Source organism: Pseudomonas sp. MWU16-30322 (assembly GCF_020515535.1).
Classification (GTDB): domain Bacteria; phylum Pseudomonadota; class Gammaproteobacteria; order Pseudomonadales; family Pseudomonadaceae; genus Aquipseudomonas; species Aquipseudomonas fluorescens_H.
Genome location: NZ_JAIWYL010000008.1, coordinates 317,655 through 334,611, shown reverse-complemented (window position 1 = coordinate 334,611; position 16,957 = coordinate 317,655). Strand labels below are relative to the sequence as shown.

Here is a 16,957-nt window from a genome sequence, read left to right as displayed (position 1 = left end):
GTTTTGGCGCAACGATTGCCTCCACGCATAAGTGACGTGCTCAGTCAGCGCCAGCAGCGTGTCGCTGATAGTGCCTGTAACATGCAAACTCATCCGTCCTCGACAGTCATGGAGCCACACCGTTGCCCGACACCCGCCCCCCCGCACTCGACGAAATCGACCGCCAGCTGATCGCCGCCCTGCAAATCAACGCCCGCGAAAGCGTGGCGATGCTTGCCCGGCAGTTGGGCATTGCGCGGACCACCGTCACATCGCGGTTGGCGCGGCTGGAGAAGGCCAAGGTGATCACCGGTTATGGCGTACGTTTGGGGCAGCGCGTGGTCGATGGCGGGTTGCAGGCGTATGTCGGGATCAAGGTGCAGCCGCGTTCTGGCAAGGAAGTGCTGCGTCGCTTGAGTGCGATGGCACAGGTGCAGCAGTTGTGTGCGGTGAGTGGCGAATTTGATTATGTGGCGTGGCTGCGCACGGACTCGCCGGAGCAACTGGATCAGTTGCTGGATCAGATCGGCAGTGTGGACGGGGTGGAGAAGACCACGACGTCGATCATTTTGAGTAGCAAGATTGATCGAGGGCAGCCGGTTTGAGTAATGGCAATAACCTTCCGGTTGGCAAATAGGGCCTCTTCGCGAGCAAGCCCGCTCTCACATTTTGACCGGGTTGAGCGCAGAATCTGCGCCAGACACAAATCCACTGTGGGAGCGGGCTTGCTCGCGAAAGCGGTCTGTCAGCCGCCTTCTTTAGTGGAAGGAATATAGCCTTCGCTCCCACAATGATCGAAGTGACGTCTGAGATTGTCACTTTGATCAATAGAATGGCAAAACGACGACACTTTGCGTCTTATTAACGTGTTCTACGCTCCCTAGAATGGCTGGCATCTTTTCCTATACTCAGACGCGCATCCTGCGTCGGGTCGCCAGCAAGGTCAGCCATGAACAAGAACAATCGCCATCCTGCAGACGGTAAGAAACCAGTCACCATTTTCGGCCCGGACTTTCCGTTCGCCTTCGACGACTGGATCGAACACCCGGCCGGTCTCGGCAGTATTCCTGAACAGCACCATGGCGCTGAAGTGGCGATTGTCGGCGCGGGTATCGCTGGCCTGGTGGCCGCTTACGAACTGATGAAGCTCGGTTTGAAACCGGTGGTGTACGAGGCCTCGAAACTGGGTGGCCGTCTGCGTTCGCAAGCGTTCAACGGCACCGATGGCATCGTCGCGGAACTGGGCGGCATGCGTTTTCCGGTATCCTCCACGGCGTTCTATCACTACGTCGACAAGCTCGGTCTCGAGACCAAACCCTTCCCGAACCCACTGACGCCGGCCTCCGGCAGCACGGTGATCGATCTCGAAGGCAAAACCCATTACGCACAAAGCCTGAAGGATCTTCCTGCACTGTTCCAGGAAGTGGCTGACGCCTGGGCGGATGCACTGGAGGCTGGCTCGCAGTTCGCCGATATCCAGCAAGCGATCCGTGACCGCGACGTACCACGCCTCAAAGAACTGTGGAACAAACTCGTTCCGCTGTGGGACGACCGCACCTTCTACGACTTCGTTGCCACCTCCAAGGCCTTCGCCAAACTCTCGTTTCATCACCGCGAAGTGTTCGGTCAGGTCGGTTTCGGTACCGGCGGCTGGGACTCGGACTTCCCCAACTCGATGCTGGAAATCTTCCGCGTGGTGATGACCAACTGCGATGATCACCAGCATCTGGTGGTCGGCGGTGTGGAGCAAGTGCCGCAAGGCATCTGGCGGCATGTGCCGGAGCGCTGCGTGCACTGGCCGGAAGGCACCAGCCTGAAATCCCTGCACCGTGGCGCGCCGCGTTCCGGGGTGAAGAAAATCGCCCACGCGCCGGACGGCCGTTTCGCCGTCACCGACAACAACGGCGACACCCGCGAATACGCCGCCGTGCTGACCACCTGCCAGAGCTGGCTGCTGACCACCCAGATCGAATGCGACGAAACCCTGTTCTCGCAGAAGATGTGGATGGCGCTGGACCGCACGCGCTACATGCAGTCTTCGAAGACCTTCGTGATGGTCGACCGGCCATTCTGGAAGGACAAGGATCCGGAAACCGGTCGCGACCTGATGAGCATGACCCTCACCGATCGCCTGACCCGTGGCACTTATCTGTTCGATAACGGTGACGACAAGCCGGGCGTGATCTGCCTGTCGTACTCGTGGATGAGCGACGCGCTGAAGATGCTGCCGCACCCGGTCGAGAAACGCGTGGAACTGGCGTTGAACGCGCTGAAGAAGATCTACCCGAAAGTCGACATCGCCGCGCGGATCATCGGCGATCCGATCACCGTGTCGTGGGAAGCCGACCCGCACTTCCTCGGCGCATTCAAAGGCGCCCTGCCGGGCCACTATCGCTACAACCAGCGGATGTACGCGCACTTCATGCAGGACGACATGCCAGCCGAACAGCGCGGGATTTTCATCGCCGGCGATGACGTATCGTGGACGCCGGCATGGGTCGAAGGCGCGGTGCAGACCTCGCTCAACGCGGTGTGGGGCATCATGAAACACTTCGGCGGGTCGACACATAAAGCGAACCCGGGCCCGGGTGATGTGTTCAAAGACATCGGCCCTATCGCCCTGCCCGAGTAAGAGGATTCCCCGATGCGTGTAGCCCTTTACCAATGCCCACCGCTGCCCCTGGACCCCGCCGCCAACCTGCATCGCCTGCAGCAACTGGCGATGGAGGCCAAGGGTGCCGACCTGCTGGTGCTGCCGGAAATGTTTCTGACCGGCTACAACATCGGCAAGGAAGCGGTCAGCACCTTGGCCGAGGTCTACAACGGCGAATGGGCGCAGCAGATCGGTCGAATCGCCAAAGCCGCCGGGCTGGCAATTGCTTACGGGTACCCCGAGCGCACGGCCGACGGGCAGATCTACAACGCCGTGCAGTTGATCGACGCGCACGGCGAGCGCCTGTGCAACTACCGCAAGACCCATCTGTTCGGCGACCTGGATCGTTCGATGTTCAGCCCCGGCGAAGATGCGTTTCCGGTGGTCGAGCTCAACGGCTGGAAGCTCGGTTTCCTGATCTGCTACGACCTGGAGTTTCCCGAGAACGCGCGGCGTCTGGCGCTGGCCGGCGCCGAGCTGATTGTGGTGCCGACGGCGAACATGATTCCTTTCGATTTCGTCGCTGATGTCACCGTGCGCTCCCGCGCCTTCGAAAACCAGTGCTACGTGGCGTACGCCAACTATTGCGAGCATGAAGGTGAGATCCACTATTGCGGGCAAAGCAGCATCGCCGCGCCGGACGGCAGCCGTATCGCCCAGGCTGGCCTCGATGAAGCATTGATCGTCGGTGAGCTGGATCGCCAGTTAATGGTCGATTCCCGTGCCGCCAATCACTACCTCAACGATCGTCGCCCCGAGCTTTACCACGCGTTGAACAAGCGCTGACCCCACGCAATCCGCTAGCATTGGCACTTCACTGTTCTGGAAGTGCCCATGCCTGCGCCAACTCCCCCTCGCCCCCTCACTGAAACCCTGGCCAACGGCTTGCGCGTGACCCTGCGTCAGATGCCCGGCTTGAAGCGCAGCGCCGCTGCGTTGCGGGTGGCGGCCGGTAGCCATGATGTGCCACTCGAGTGGCCGGGGCTGGCGCATTTCCTTGAGCATCTGCTGTTTCTCGGCACTGAGCGTTTTCCTGCGAGTCAGGCGCTGATGGCCTACGTGCAAAGTCACGGTGGGCAAGTGAATGCCAGTACCCGTGAACGCACCACCGACTTCTTCTTCGAATTGCCGACCTCGGCCTTCAGCGCCGGGCTTGAGCGTCTGTCAGACATGCTCACCCACCCGCGTATGAATCCGCACGATCAATTGCGCGAACGGGAAGTGCTGGACGCGGAATTCGTCGCGTGGTCGCAAGATCCGACGGCTCAGCAGGAACTGGCGCTGTACGAGGGATTGCCGGTCACACATCCGCTACGCGGATTTCATGCGGGGAATCGCGACAGCCTGAAAGTTGAGTTACCAGCGTTTCAGCAGGCACTGAAGGATTTCCATCAGCAGTTTTATCGCACCGGGCAAATGACGCTGAGCCTGGTCGGGCCGCAGAGCGTTGAGGAATTGCGCGTCCTTGCGCAGCAGTTCGCCGCAGCGCTGCCGGTTGGGGATAAAGTCCAGCAGGCTGCGCCGCTGCCGTTGACGGTGAAAAGTTATCAACAGGTCGGCGAGCGAAGCAGCAATCTGTTGTTCGTTTTCGAAGCACTGCCCGATCCATCCGCCGAGGCGTTGGCATTTCTCTGCCATTGGCTGAACAGCGCCAAGCCCGGCGGGCTGCTCGCCCATCTGCAACAACAAAGCCTCGCGGACGGTTTGAAAGCCGTGCCGCTGTATCAGTTCGCCGGGCAAGCGTTGCTGCACCTGCAATTCACCGGTCCCGCCGAATCCCTCAGCGCCATTCGTGAACAGCTGCTGGACTGGTTGAGCTTCTTTGCCGCGCAACAGGACTGGGCAGCGTTGCGCGAGGAGTACATCAAGTTGCTTGAGCGTCAGCAGCAAATCAGCGGCGCCCTGCCACTGGCGCGGCTCGACAGTGAACAACGCGAAAGCGGTCTGTCGGAAAGCGGCGTCGTTGCGCTCAAACAGATCCTGCGCGACCTCGGTGTTGTGGATAACTTCAGCGACCATTGGCACCTGCCTGCCGCCAACCCTTTCCTGCGCTCCAGCGAACCGCTGGCCAACGCCGGCCTGATTCGCGGCCAGACCAGCGCTCACCGTGGTTTGCGTACTTTCGCTCAGGATCGCTCCCGCGGGCGGCGTGAGCGTTCACCGATGCAATTCAGCCAGGCGTTGCCGGACAACAGTGATCTCGGCGCGATTTACCTGCGCTGGCAAACCGAAGCGGTGGCCAGTGTAAAACTGCAAGCCGAGCTGCAACGCAGTCTGCGGGAAACGCAGGAAGATGCGCGGCAGGCCGGCGTCGAGTTGGCGTTCAGTGCCACCGGTACGCAGTGGCTACTGAAACTGACCGGCCTGCAGGAGCCGATGCCCAGTGTCCTCGAACACGCGCTGAAATGCCTGACACGAATTGACGTCGATTCCGTCAACGCAGAGCCGAAAGCACCGCTGATACCGATCCGCCAGTTGCTCAAGGCATTGCCTGAGCATTGCCTGCCATCGGCCGTCGAGTCGGACGACGCCAGACAGCTGTGGAAAAGTTCGCGCTGGGACGGACTGGCCCTTGGCCTCAACGCGCAGACGCAATCGGCCATGGGCCTGGCCCTGAGCCGCATTCCCGGCACACCGGACAATCAATTGCCGGCAACGCCTGCGATCAACACGCAACATCTATGGAGCCACATCGACACCGCGTCCAGCGAACACGCCTTGCTGCTGTTCTGCCCGACCGCCAGCCACGAGATTGCCGATGAGGCTGCCTGGCGCCTGCTCGCGCAACTGTGCCAGACCCCGTTCTATCAGCGTCTGCGGGTCGAATTGCAATTGGGCTACGCGGTGTTCAGCGCCCTGCGGCAGATGCATGGCCAGAGTGGATTGCTGTTTGGTGTGCAGTCGCCAAATACTGCGCCAGTTGAACTGCTTGGGCATATCCAGCAGTTCCTCGAGGGCATTCCTGCGCTGATCGAAAACCTCGATGAAGAGGACTTCAAACAGCAACGCCAGTCACTCGCGGATCAGTTCGATGAGAGTCATCTGTCCGGCAAAGACGCCGCCGAGTTGCTGTGGCAGGCCAAGCTCGCCGGCCACTCGTCGGATTATCTGGCGCAACTGCACACAGCCATTGGTCAACTGGAACGCTCAACATTGCTGGCGGCAGCGCAGCGCTTGCTCAACGCCGAGGGCTGCCGGCTGTGCCTGGCCAGCGAATCGGTACCCGGCGCACCTTGGCAAGCGACAAAATGATCATTACCAAGGCTGCAAGGAGCTTTCTCAAAGATTCACGGGCAATCGTGCTGAAATTTTGAGTAACATAGCAGCCTAACTATTTGGAACATCCCGGCGCGGCCATGGACTATACCTATGGATAGCGCTATCCCACCCACCCAATGAGGAGTCACCTTATGTCCTGGACAAAACCGGCTTACACCGACCTGCGTATCGGCTTCGAAGTCACCATGTACTTCGCCAGCCGCTGAGTTCTGCCTACGCAGACTTGCAGTGCAACGCCTCGGCTCGCCGGGGCGTTTTATTTTCAGCGTTGAAAGATGGGAGCGTTCATGTTCGTCCAGATTCTGGGTTCGGCCGCCGGTGGCGGATTTCCGCAGTGGAACTGCAACTGCGTCAATTGCGCAGGCTTTCGCGACGGCAGCCTGAATGCCAAGGCCCGCACCCAATCGTCCATCGCGATTTCCGATGACGGCGTGAACTGGGTGCTGTGCAACGCTTCGCCGGACATCCGCGCGCAATTGCAAAGTTTCGCCCCGATGCAACCGGGCCGAGCCCTGCGCGACACCGGCATCAGCGCGATCATCCTGATGGACAGCCAGATCGACCACACCACTGGCCTGCTGAGCCTGCGCGAAGGCTGCCCGCATCAGGTCTGGTGCACGGACATGGTTCACGAAGATCTGAGCACCGGTTTCCCGCTGTTCAAGATGCTGACCCACTGGAACGGCGGACTGAACTGGAACCGCATCGAGCTCGACCAGAGCTTCACCGTCGCTGCCTGCCCTAACCTGCGCTTCACCCCGCTGCCGTTGCGCAGCGCCGCGCCACCGTATTCGCCGCACCGTTTCGACCCGCACCCGGGCGACAACATCGGCCTGATCGTCGAAGACCTCAACACCGGCGGCAAACTGTTTTACGCCCCGGGCCTGGGCAAGGTCGACGCGCCGCTGCTGGAGATCATGGCCGGCAGCGATTGCCTGCTGGTGGACGGCACAATGTGGGATGACGATGAAATGCAGCGCCGTGGCGTCGGCACCCGCACCGGTCGCGAGATGGGCCACCTGGCGCAGAACGGCCCCGGCGGCATGCTCGAAGTGCTGGAGCAGTTGCCTGAGCAGCGCAAGGTGCTTATCCACATCAACAACACCAACCCGATTCTCGATGAGGATTCGCCGGAGCGCGCGGAGCTGGCGCGGCGTAATGTTGAAGTGGCGTTCGATGGCATGAGTATTGTGCTGTAGCGGATGGCCTCTTCGCGAGCAAGCCCGCTCCCACATTGGATCTGTGGCGTTCACAAACCCTGTGGGAGCGGGCTTGCTCGCGAAGACGTCCGAACAGACACCCAGAATTCCAACGGTTGTTCCCCCGGAGAACCGCAATGACCGACACCCCGCTGTCCCCCACCGAATTCGAAGCGGCCCTGCGCGCCAAAGGCGCCTATTACCACATCTACCACCCGTATCACGTGGCGATGTACGAGGGCCGTGCCACCCGCGAGCAGATTCAGGGCTGGGTCGCCAACCGCTTCTACTATCAGGTGAACATCCCCCTGAAAGACGCGGCGATCCTCGCCAACTGCCCGGATCGCGAGATCCGTCGCGAGTGGATTCAACGCCTGCTCGATCACGACGGTGCCCCGGGTGAGGACGGCGGGATCGAAGCCTGGCTGCGTCTCGGGCAGGCGGTCGGCCTCGACCCGGATCAACTGCGCTCCCAGGAACTGGTGCTGCCCGGCGTGCGTTTCGCCGTCGACGCCTACGTCAACTTCGCCCGCCGTGCCAGTTGGCAGGAAGCCGCCAGCAGCTCATTGACCGAACTGTTCGCGCCGCAGATCCACCAGTCGCGCCTCGACAGCTGGCCGCAGCATTACCCGTGGATCGACCCGGCCGGTTACGAATATTTCCGCACCCGCCTCGGTCAGGCGCGGCGCGATGTCGAGCATGGTCTGGCGATCACGCTCGAGCACTACAAGACCCGCGAGGGTCAGGAGCGCATGCTGGAAATTCTCCAGTTCAAACTGGACATTCTTTGGAGCATGCTCGATGCCATGAGCATGGCTTACGAACTGAACCGCCCGCCCTATCACAGCGTCACCGAGCAGCGGGTCTGGCACAAAGGAATCACCCTATGAGTTTTGATCGCAGCAAGATCCCGACCTGGCGTCCCGGCTACCGTTTTCAGTATGAACCGGCGCAAAAAGGCCACGTGCTGCTCTACCCCGAGGGCATGATCAAGCTCAACGACAGCGCCGCGCTGATCGGCGGCTTGATCGACGGTGAACGCGATGTCGCGGCGATCATCGCCAAACTCGACGAGCAGTTCCCCGGCGTGCCTGAGCTCGGTGAAGACATCGAGCAATTCATGGAGGTTGCCCGTGCGCAGCACTGGATCGAACTTGCCTGAGGCATCGGTGCAAGTACCGCCAAAACCTGAAGTCGGCCTGCCGCTGTGGCTGCTCGCCGAGCTGACCTACCGCTGCCCGCTGCAATGCCCGTACTGCTCCAATCCGCTGGATTTCGCCCAGCAGGGCAAAGAGCTGAGCACCGAACAGTGGATCAAGGTGTTCCGCGAAGCGCGGGAGATGGGCGCGGCGCAACTGGGCTTTTCCGGTGGCGAACCGCTGGTGCGTCAGGACCTCGCCGAGCTGATCCGTGAAGCGCGGCAGTTGGGTTTCTACACCAATCTGATCACTTCCGGCATCGGTCTGACCGAGCAGAAGATCAGTGACTTCAAGAGGGCTGGTCTCGATCACATCCAGATCAGTTTCCAGGCCAGTGACGAACAGGTAAACAACCTGCTCGCCGGCTCGAAAAAGGCCTTCGCGCAGAAGCTGGAAATGGCCCGGGCGGTGAAGGCCCACGGCTATCCGATGGTGCTGAACTTCGTCACCCACCGGCACAACATCGACAAGATCGACCGTATCATCGAGCTGTGTATTGCGCTCGAAGCAGACTTCGTCGAACTCGCCACCTGCCAGTTCTACGGCTGGGCGCAGCTCAACCGTGTCGGCCTGTTACCGACCAAGGAACAACTGGTGCGTGCCGAACGCATCACCAACGAATACCGCGCCAAACTGGAAGCCGAAGGGCATCCGTGCAAGCTGATATTCGTCACCCCGGACTACTACGAAGAACGCCCGAAAGCCTGCATGAACGGCTGGGGCAGCATCTTTCTGACGGTTACTCCGGACGGCACTGCCCTGCCCTGTCATGGCGCCCGACAGCTGCCGGTACAATTTCCCAACGTGCGCGACCACAGCATGCAGCACATCTGGTACGACTCGTTTGGCTTCAACCGCTTTCGCGGTTACGACTGGATGCCCGAGCCGTGCCGCTCGTGCGACGAGAAGGAACAGGATTTCGGCGGCTGCCGCTGTCAGGCGTTCATGCTCACGGGGGACGCGAGCAATGCCGACCCGGTGTGCAGCAAGTCCGAACATCACGGCGTGATTCTCAAGGCCCGCGAAGAAGCCGAGACCGCCACCCAGACCATCGAACAACTGGCCTTCCGTAATGAACGAAACTCACGCCTCATCGCCAAGGGCTGAGCCTTTCAGCGCCGCCCAAGCCGTCGCCGCCGGCATGGATTTCGCCGAGCTGCAACTCGGCGCCCACGGTTTGTTCTGGAATGAATATCGCCCGCAAGACGCCGCGTGCCGGATCTGGCAGTGGCGCGACGGCGTGGCGAAATGTCTGACGCCGGACGGTTTCAGTGTGCGTAGCCGGGTGTACGAATATGGCGGTGGCGCGTTTTGTCTGACGCCGGACGGAGTGGTTTTCGTCAATGAGGCGGATCAGCAGTTGTATCGGCAAGTGCTGGATGGCGCGCCTGAAGCGCTCACGTCTGGCGAGTGTCGTTATGGCGATCTGCATTTTGCTTTCGGCCAGGTGCTGGCGGTTGAGGAGCTGCGCGACCAGCATCGACTGTTAGCAATCGATCTGGCCGACGGCACACGGCATTTGCTGGCTGAAGGTGCAGATTTTTATGCAGCGCCGGTGATCAGCCTGGACGGTTCGCGGTTGGCGTGGATCGAGTGGAGTCGGCCGCATCAGCCGTGGACCTCCACGCGATTGATGGTGGCCGAGCGTCTGGCTGAGGGTGGCTTTGGCGCACCGCGTTGCGTGGCGGGGGCTGACCTTGAAGAGTCGATCCAGCAACCGCGGTTCGACGTGAAAGGACGCTTGTTGTGCCTGACTGATCGCGACGGTTTCTGGCAGCCGTGGGGCGAAACGTCCGACGGTTTGCATCGACTGCCCTGTGCCGAGGCCGATCATGCGCCCGCCCCGTGGCAAATGGGTGGCTGCACCTGGTTGCCGGTGGGCGATTCGTTTCTGGCGAGCTGGAGCGAAGGCGGTTTTGGTCGTCTGGCGCTCGACGGCGAGGACTTTACTGGCGACTACAGCCGCTTCCGGCATCTGGCGCTGGATCAGCAGTTCATCTACTGCATCGCCGCTTCGCCGATCAGCCCTTCGGCGGTGATCGCCATTGATCGCGCTACCCGCGAAGTGAATGTGCTGGCCGGCGGTGTGGCGCCTTTGCCGGCGGAGCGCATCAGCTGTCCGCAGACCTTGCGCTACCCGAGTTGCAGCGGTGAGGCTCACGGCTTCTTTTATCCGGCGATGAACGACGAAGCGCGACCGCCACTGGTGGTGTTCATCCACGGCGGCCCGACCTCGGCCTGCTACCCGATGCTCGACCCGCGCATTCAGTACTGGACGCAGCGTGGTTTCGCCGTCGCCGACCTCAACTATCGCGGCAGCAGCGGTTATGGTCGCGAATACCGTCAGGCGTTGCATCTGAGTTGGGGTGAGGTGGATGTCGAGGACGCCTGCGCGGTGGTGGCGTATCTGGCCGAACAAGGTCTGATCGATGGCGAGCGGGCATTTATCCGCGGTGGCAGCGCCGGGGGTTACACCACGCTGTGCGCGCTGGCGTTTCAGCAAGTGTTCCGCGCGGGCGCCAGCCTCTATGGCGTCAGCGACCCGGTGGCACTGGCTCGGGCAACCCACAAATTCGAAGGTGATTATCTCGACTGGCTGATCGGCGATCCCGAACAGGATGCTGAGCGCTACGCCGCCCGCACGCCGCTACTGCACGCGAGCAACATCCGTGTGCCAGTGATTTTCTTTCAGGGTGAACTGGATGCGGTGGTGGTGCCGCAACAGACGCGCGACATGGTCGCTGCGCTGGAGCACAACGGCATCCCGGTCGAGGCGCATTACTACGCCGAGGAACGCCATGGCTTCCGCCGGGCGGCGAACCAGGCGCATGCGCTGGAGCAGGAATGGAAGTTTTATCGGCGGGTGATGGGGTTGACGGACTGAGCACCGCGCCTCTTTCAAAATAGCGTCGTCCCATTCGCGAGCAGGCTCGCTCCCACATTGGATCTGTGTTGTTCACAAAACCCCTGTGGGAGCGAGCCTGCTCGCGAATGCTATCTATCAGATGCCGCTGAACTCAACGCTTGGCGATGATATACACCGCATGCACGATCCCGGGAATGTAGCCGCACAGCGTCAGCAGAATGTTCAGCCAGAACGCCCCGCCGAACCCGACCTGCAGAAACACACCCAGTGGCGGCAACAGAATGGCGATGATGATACGAATGAAGTCCATGGGTCAGCTCCTGAATGGGGGTTGGCTCACATGAGCCATACAAGCTAATCGACCTGCGCCGTTCTTCAGGGTTCACTGCCAATCAAAGTCTCAGTGCCAAATTGATGGCTCAGGCAAGAATTTGCAGCCCATGCTTCTGCACGATGCTCAGCAGTTTCAGCGCCATTCCGCTGGGATGTTTATCTCCCGACTCCCATTGCTTGACTGTCGATGCACTGGTATTCAAGTAGCGTGCAAATACCGGCTGGCTGACGTTATTACGCTCGCGCAGCGCCTTGATCTGTTCCGCCGGGATCGCGTCAGGCACCGTCGCCAGGCAGGACTCGTCAAACTCACGCATCGTCGCCTTGCTGATGGCTCCGACCGCGAGCAAAGCCTTGGCCGACTCATGTACCGACTGAAAAACTTCACTTTTGTATTTCTTACTCATGGGAAATCTCCACAAACTCCTTCATCGCTAGCAATCCCTGAAGCTGCTCATGCGACAGTTGCGCATAAGCCTTGGCCAATTTGCGTAAATCCTTTAGCTCTGCGGTACTGATATTGCTCCGGTCCTTCTTGGCGAACAGCACTTGATAAATCCAGTAACGACCGCCCTTCGCCAGAACAATCGAGCGGTGGCGATTGGCATTCAGACGTTTCTTCCAGACCCCACCGCCAAGATTGTCAGCCTGTCCATCGAGCATCTCGGCGAATGCCTCCAGTAATTCCTCATCCGTGATCCATGCCTTGCTGGCCTGTACCGCAAAGCCTTTGGTCTTGAACAATCTGAATGACATCGGTATCCCTTCCAAAAAACATACCACCTGGTGGTACATATTACAAAGCCAGTCTTGGTGACACCGCACTCCCTGTCGGCACCTTCTAAAAGAGCATTCGTCCGATAAGTTCTCAAGTGCCAGAAAGCACTTGGCAAAACCCGGGTACAAAAAAACGCCCCACGCCAAAAGAATCAGGCGTGGGGCGTGCGTTATACCGCGAGACGGTTCTTGAAATCGGGTAGGAAACTTCAGCTCAGACGGCAATCCCTTTGCGGCATTGCAGTTGCGCGGTGCGCACTCGTGAGAAGGCGCGGGTCAGGCGCAGGAGCATTTCGTCGATGTTGGCCTTGCTGACGGTGAGTGCCGGGGTGAAACGCAGGCAGTTGGCTTGCGGCGCGTTGAGCAGCAGGCCTTCATGCAAGGCGGCTTTGACTACGGCATCGGCGGAATCCTCTGACAGGCTCAGTCCCCAGAACAGGCCTTGCCCGCGCAACTCGCCATGTCCGTAACGGTGCGCCAGTCGCGCGAGTCCCTCGCGCAGGTGCTGGCCGTGGTGTTTGATCTGCTCGAGAAATACCCGATCCTGCACGCTATCAAGCACCACCAGACCGGCCGCTGTCATCAGCGCATTGCCGTGATGAGTGCCGCCCAGTTCACCGGCGTCAAAACAGCAGGCCTTGCCACGGGCCAATAACGCCGCCAGAGGAACACCACCGCCGAGGCCTTTGCCGAGCACAACGATATCGGCGCGCACGCCGTAGGACTGTTCGGCGAGCAATGTGCCGCAGCGCCCGATGCCGGTCTGCACTTCGTCGAGGATCAGCAAAATGCCCAATTCTCGGCACAGGCGCTCGACGCCTTTGAGGTAATGCTCGGTGGCCGGAATCACTCCGGCATCGCTCTGGATCGGTTCGAGCATGATCGCCACGGTTTGCGCATCGACGGCGGCATGCAGCGCCGGCAAATCGTTGAAGGGCACCCGATCGAAACCCGGCAACAAGGGTGCGAAACGGTTGTGCAGGTTGCAACTGTCCGACGCGGAAATCGTCGCCAGACTATGGCCGTGACAGCCTTGTCTGGCAACAATGATCCGCGAGGCGCCGCCACGATGCAGTTGGCCCCATTTGCGCGCCAGTTTGATCGCCGCTTCACAGGCCTCGCTGCCGCTGTTGAGCAGGTAAGCCTGATCGCTGGAGGTGCTGGCGCACAGGCGCTCGGCAAGGCTGAGCATGCCGCGATTGTGCAGATTGAAACCGGGGTTGATCAGCGCCTGGGCCTGGCCGGCGATGGCTTTGACCAGTGCCGAAGGGCTGTGGCCGAGGCTATTGGCACCGCCGGCCTGGGAAAAGTCGAGGTAGGCGCGGTCATTGCTGTCCCACAGCCATGAGCCCTGACCGCGAACGAACACCTGCTGCGGCCGTTCGACACTGGGCATCAGGCGCTCGGCATTCAGGCTGTCGCCTGCCTGGGGTGAAGCGGCCTCGAAAGCGAGGTCATCAAGACTCGGCGCCTGGCGCCGCAAACTGAACAGATTCATTGAAAAAAACCTCGGTTGAGGTTTTTTGAACTGCCTATGCAAACACTGTCGAAGCAAACGCTATTCATCGCGCTCTCTGGCCCTGTAAGCCTTGTGATTGCGGTTAGACTAGGCTCACTGACGGCTTCGGGCCATTTCGATTTACCAGCATTTTCGATAAGCGCTACTTATGGATTTCAAACAACTGCGTTATTTCGTCGCGGTCTACGAAGAGGGCCATGTCGGCCGCGCTGCCGAGCGCCTGTCGATCTCGCAACCGGCGCTGTCGCAGCAGATTCGCCAGCTCGAACAGAACCTCGACGTCACCCTGTTCGAACGCAGCAGCAAACGTCTGTTGCCGACACTCGCTGCACACACGCTGTACAACCACGCCCTGCCGCTGCTCGACGGTCTGCAGCGGGCGCGGGAAGCGCTGGGCAACTTCAAGGGACAGGCCCTGCGCACGCTGGCGATCGGCGTACTGCAAACCGTGCACACCAGCCTCGTGCCGCAAATGCTCGAACGGGTGCGCAAGGCGCAGCCGCATCTTGTGGTGCAGATCTATGAACTGACGGGGCTGGAGATCGAGCGCCGTTTGCTCAACGGCTCGCTGGACATCGGCATCAGCTACCTGCCGCCGCGCCAACCAGGGCTGCATGGCGTGCTGCTGTACGAAGACGAACTGACGCTGGTCATCCCGGCGGATCACCCGCTGCGTGAATTCAAGAAGGTCTCGATGCGCCAGGCTGCTGAATTGCCCATGTTGCTGCTGGGCGAAGAGTTTCAGATCCGGCAGATCTGGCAGGCGCAGCTGACCAGCCTGGGGCGGCGCCCGCAAGTACAGGCCGAGCTGAACAATATGCTGGGGATTCTCGACAGTCTGCCGCACACCAAACTGGCGACGGTGTTGCCCGGGCGCTCACAGAGGGAATACGACGAACAGGATCTGCTGTGGAAACCGTTGAGCGAACCACGGGTGCCGCTGAAGGTTGGGCTGGTATGCCGAGACGTGCAGCGCCAGCAGGCGTCTTTGGCGTTGCTGCGTACGTTGCTGGAAGAGGTGATTCAGCGTGAGGACAAACCGCATAAAGCTGCTCCGCCACTGGATCCGCTGGCCTGAAAACTTTTCTGCAGGCAAAAGAAAACCCCGCCGAAGCGGGGCTTTGCAGACTGTTTCCCTGACATCCATTTCACTCCGCCACCCTGGCAGAATCCTACGTGTCCGTGTTGTTGCTTTGCGCTTCCTGCGCGACGTCCATGAGTTGTAGATTAGCTGTGGATCCAATCCACGCCTATGGGAGAACAGCAGCACGTCATGTAAGAGAATGCTTACATGACGTTACATCATCAAAACTGTTCAGCGTTCAGCAGGAACAACGACTCGCTGCCAGCCTTCACCGATGCACTCAGTGAGTGGATACGCGGCAGCAGACGGGCGAAATAGAAGCGCGCGGTGCCCAGCTTGCTGGCGTAGAAATCGTCTTGGGCTTCTTTACCCAGCGCGGCTTTCGCCATCAGTGCCCACATGTAGGCATAAGCGGTGTAGCCAAACGCTTGCAAATATTCGACCGAGGCCGCGCCGATTTCGTTCGGATTGGTTTTCGCCCGATCCAGCAGCCACGCAGTCAGTTCATCAAGGGTGCTGACGGCATCGTTCAGCGGCTTGGTGAATTCGCCGAGGTCAGCGCTGGCAGTCGCGGTGAAGTGGCGGATCTCGTCAGCGAACAGCTTGTAGAACGCGCCGCCGCTGCCGACGATCTTGCGCCCGACCAGGTCCAGCGCCTGAATGCCGTTGGTGCCTTCGTAGATCTGGGTGATGCGCACGTCACGCACCAGTTGCTCCTGACCCCACTCGCGGATGTAGCCGTGGCCGCCGAAAATCTGCTGGCCGTGCACGGTGGTTTCCAGGCCCAGGTCCGTGAGGAATGCCTTGGCCACCGGAGTCAGCAACGCGACCAGGTCTTCTGCGCGCTTGCGGGTGGTCGCGTCTTCGCTGAACTTGGCGGTGTCGAGTTGCATCGCCACGTAGGTGGAGAAGGCGCGACCGCCCTCGTTCGAGGCTTTCATGGTCAGCAGCATGCGACGCACGTCCGGGTGGACGATGATCGGGTCGGCAACCTTGTCCTTGTTCTGCGCGCCGGTCGGCGAACGGCTCTGCAGACGATCACGCGCATATTCGACGGCGTTCTGATAAGAGCGCTCGCCGCTGGCCAGGCCTTGAATGCCGACGCCCAGACGCTCGTAGTTCATCATGGTGAACATCGCCGCCAAGCCCTTGTTCGGCTCGCCGACCAGATAACCCACGGCTTCGTCGAAGTTCATCACGCAGGTCGCGGACGCCTGGATGCCCATCTTGTGCTCGATCGAACCGCAGTTCGCCGGGTTGCGCGCGCCCAGGCTGCCATCGGCATTGACCATGAACTTCGGTACCAGGAACAGCGAAATGCCTTTCGGGCCGGCCGGGGCGTCCGGCAGTTTCGCCAGCACCAGGTGAATGATGTTCTCGGTCAGGTCGTGCTCACCGCCGGTGATGAAGATCTTGGTGCCGCTGACCTTGTAGGAACCGTCGGCCTGCGGTTCGGCCTTGGTGCGAATGATCCCCAGGTCGGTGCCGGCGTGCGGCTCGGTCAGGCACATGGAACCGGCCCAGACGCCGGCGTACATGTTCGGCAGGTACGCGGCCTTCAGCTCCTCGCTGGCGTGGGCGTTGATCGACAGGCAGGCGCCGGCGGTCAGCATCGGGTACAGACCGAACGACAGGCTGGCGGAGTTGACCATTTCTTCGACCTGCGCCGAGACAGCCTTGGGCATGCCCATGCCGCCGTAGGCCGGATCGCCACCGACGCCGACCCAGCCGCCCTCTGCGTAAGTCTGATAGGCCTGTGGGAAACCGGCCGGAGTGCTGACGGCGCCGTCCTTCCAGTGGCAGCCTTCTTCGTCGGCTGCGCGGCTCAGGGGGGCAATGCTTTTGCTGGTGACCTTGCCGGCTTCTTCGAGAATGGCTTCTACGGTTTCTGCATCGACGGTCTCGGCCAAGGCCGGCAGTTCGGCCCAGAGTTTGGCGACTTCGAATACTTCATTGAGGACGAAGCGCATATCGCGCAGCGGCGCTTTGTAGTCAGCCATGGCAAACCTCGCAAGATCTAAACAGGTGATTCGTGGAAGAGTGTTTTCGTTGAGGCCGAGTGTACCTCA

16 protein-coding genes are annotated in these 16,957 nt (G+C 60.7%); 11 read left to right on the top strand and 5 right to left on the bottom strand.

The annotated features are described in order from the left end of the window. The first annotated feature begins 122 nt into the window (after positions 1–122). The 10 genes from LCH64_RS18770 (at position 123) to LCH64_RS18725 (ending at position 11,193) form a co-directional block, all read left to right on the top strand. Positions 123–584: an Lrp/AsnC family transcriptional regulator gene (locus tag LCH64_RS18770; RefSeq protein WP_007966501.1), complete on the top strand. Its 462-nt coding sequence runs from the start codon at positions 123–125 to the stop codon at positions 582–584. Between the two features lie 344 nt (positions 585–928). Next, complete coding sequence (locus tag LCH64_RS18765; RefSeq protein ID WP_003228871.1) at positions 929–2,611, top strand: NAD(P)/FAD-dependent oxidoreductase; 1,683 nt, start codon at positions 929–931, stop codon at positions 2,609–2,611. 12 nt (positions 2,612–2,623) lie between these two features. After that, on the top strand, positions 2,624–3,418 hold the full coding sequence (locus tag LCH64_RS18760; protein ID WP_226500972.1) for a carbon-nitrogen hydrolase family protein: 795 nt from the start codon (positions 2,624–2,626) through the stop codon (positions 3,416–3,418). Positions 3,419–3,466: 48 nt separating this feature from the next. Then, positions 3,467–5,884: a pyrroloquinoline quinone biosynthesis protein PqqF gene (gene pqqF, locus LCH64_RS18755; RefSeq protein WP_226500971.1), complete on the top strand. Its 2,418-nt coding sequence runs from the start codon at positions 3,467–3,469 to the stop codon at positions 5,882–5,884. 158 nt (positions 5,885–6,042) lie between these two features. Next, positions 6,043–6,117 (top strand): pyrroloquinoline quinone precursor peptide PqqA, encoded by a 75-nt coding sequence (pqqA, locus tag LCH64_RS18750; RefSeq protein WP_003422658.1) that lies wholly within the window; start codon positions 6,043–6,045, stop codon positions 6,115–6,117. Positions 6,118–6,198: 81 nt separating this feature from the next. Beyond that, positions 6,199–7,110 carry a pyrroloquinoline quinone biosynthesis protein PqqB gene (gene pqqB / locus LCH64_RS18745; RefSeq protein ID WP_103520389.1) on the top strand — a complete coding sequence of 304 codons (912 nt, stop codon included), beginning with the start codon at positions 6,199–6,201 and terminating at the stop codon, positions 7,108–7,110. A 137-nt stretch (positions 7,111–7,247) separates the two neighbouring features. Continuing rightward, complete coding sequence (gene pqqC / locus LCH64_RS18740; protein ID WP_003228879.1) at positions 7,248–8,000, top strand: pyrroloquinoline-quinone synthase PqqC; 753 nt, start codon at positions 7,248–7,250, stop codon at positions 7,998–8,000. After that, the gene (gene pqqD, locus LCH64_RS18735; protein ID WP_003228880.1) at positions 7,997–8,272 is read left to right on the top strand and encodes a pyrroloquinoline quinone biosynthesis peptide chaperone PqqD; all 276 of its coding nucleotides are present in this window, start codon (positions 7,997–7,999) and stop codon (positions 8,270–8,272) included. Before pqqC ends, pqqD begins: the two co-directional genes overlap by 4 nt. Beyond that, the gene (gene pqqE, locus LCH64_RS18730; RefSeq protein WP_226500970.1) at positions 8,244–9,416 is read left to right on the top strand and encodes a pyrroloquinoline quinone biosynthesis protein PqqE; all 1,173 of its coding nucleotides are present in this window, start codon (positions 8,244–8,246) and stop codon (positions 9,414–9,416) included. The genes pqqD and pqqE overlap by 29 nt, the downstream gene beginning before the upstream one ends. After that, complete coding sequence (locus tag LCH64_RS18725; RefSeq protein WP_226500969.1) at positions 9,382–11,193, top strand: S9 family peptidase; 1,812 nt, start codon at positions 9,382–9,384, stop codon at positions 11,191–11,193. Before pqqE ends, LCH64_RS18725 begins: the two co-directional genes overlap by 35 nt. A 133-nt stretch (positions 11,194–11,326) precedes the next feature. On the opposite strand, the gene LCH64_RS18720 is transcribed toward LCH64_RS18725, so the two are convergent. The 4 genes from LCH64_RS18720 to LCH64_RS18705 form a co-directional block, all read right to left on the bottom strand. Then, positions 11,327–11,485, bottom strand: a complete 159-nt coding sequence (locus tag LCH64_RS18720) for a YqaE/Pmp3 family membrane protein (protein ID WP_003228885.1) — start codon at positions 11,483–11,485, stop codon at positions 11,327–11,329. 109 nt (positions 11,486–11,594) lie between these two features. Then, on the bottom strand, positions 11,595–11,915 hold the full coding sequence (locus LCH64_RS18715) for a DNA-binding transcriptional regulator (RefSeq protein WP_003228888.1): 321 nt from the start codon (positions 11,913–11,915) through the stop codon (positions 11,595–11,597). After that, on the bottom strand, positions 11,908–12,264 hold the full coding sequence (locus LCH64_RS18710) for a type II toxin-antitoxin system RelE/ParE family toxin (protein ID WP_226500968.1): 357 nt from the start codon (positions 12,262–12,264) through the stop codon (positions 11,908–11,910). The genes LCH64_RS18715 and LCH64_RS18710 overlap by 8 nt, the downstream gene beginning before the upstream one ends. Before the next feature lie 235 nt (positions 12,265–12,499). After that, on the bottom strand, positions 12,500–13,783 hold the full coding sequence (locus LCH64_RS18705) for an aminotransferase class III-fold pyridoxal phosphate-dependent enzyme (RefSeq protein ID WP_226500967.1): 1,284 nt from the start codon (positions 13,781–13,783) through the stop codon (positions 12,500–12,502). 169 nt (positions 13,784–13,952) lie between these two features. Here LCH64_RS18705 and LCH64_RS18700 point away from each other — a divergent pair, with 169 nt between their 5' ends. Next, positions 13,953–14,882, top strand: a complete 930-nt coding sequence (locus LCH64_RS18700; RefSeq protein WP_226500966.1) for a LysR family transcriptional regulator — start codon at positions 13,953–13,955, stop codon at positions 14,880–14,882. A gap of 227 nt (positions 14,883–15,109) precedes the next feature. On the opposite strand, the gene LCH64_RS18695 is transcribed toward LCH64_RS18700, so the two are convergent. Continuing rightward, positions 15,110–16,888, bottom strand: a complete 1,779-nt coding sequence (locus LCH64_RS18695) for an acyl-CoA dehydrogenase C-terminal domain-containing protein (protein ID WP_201136416.1) — start codon at positions 16,886–16,888, stop codon at positions 15,110–15,112. Between the last annotated feature and the right edge of the window lie 69 nt (positions 16,889–16,957).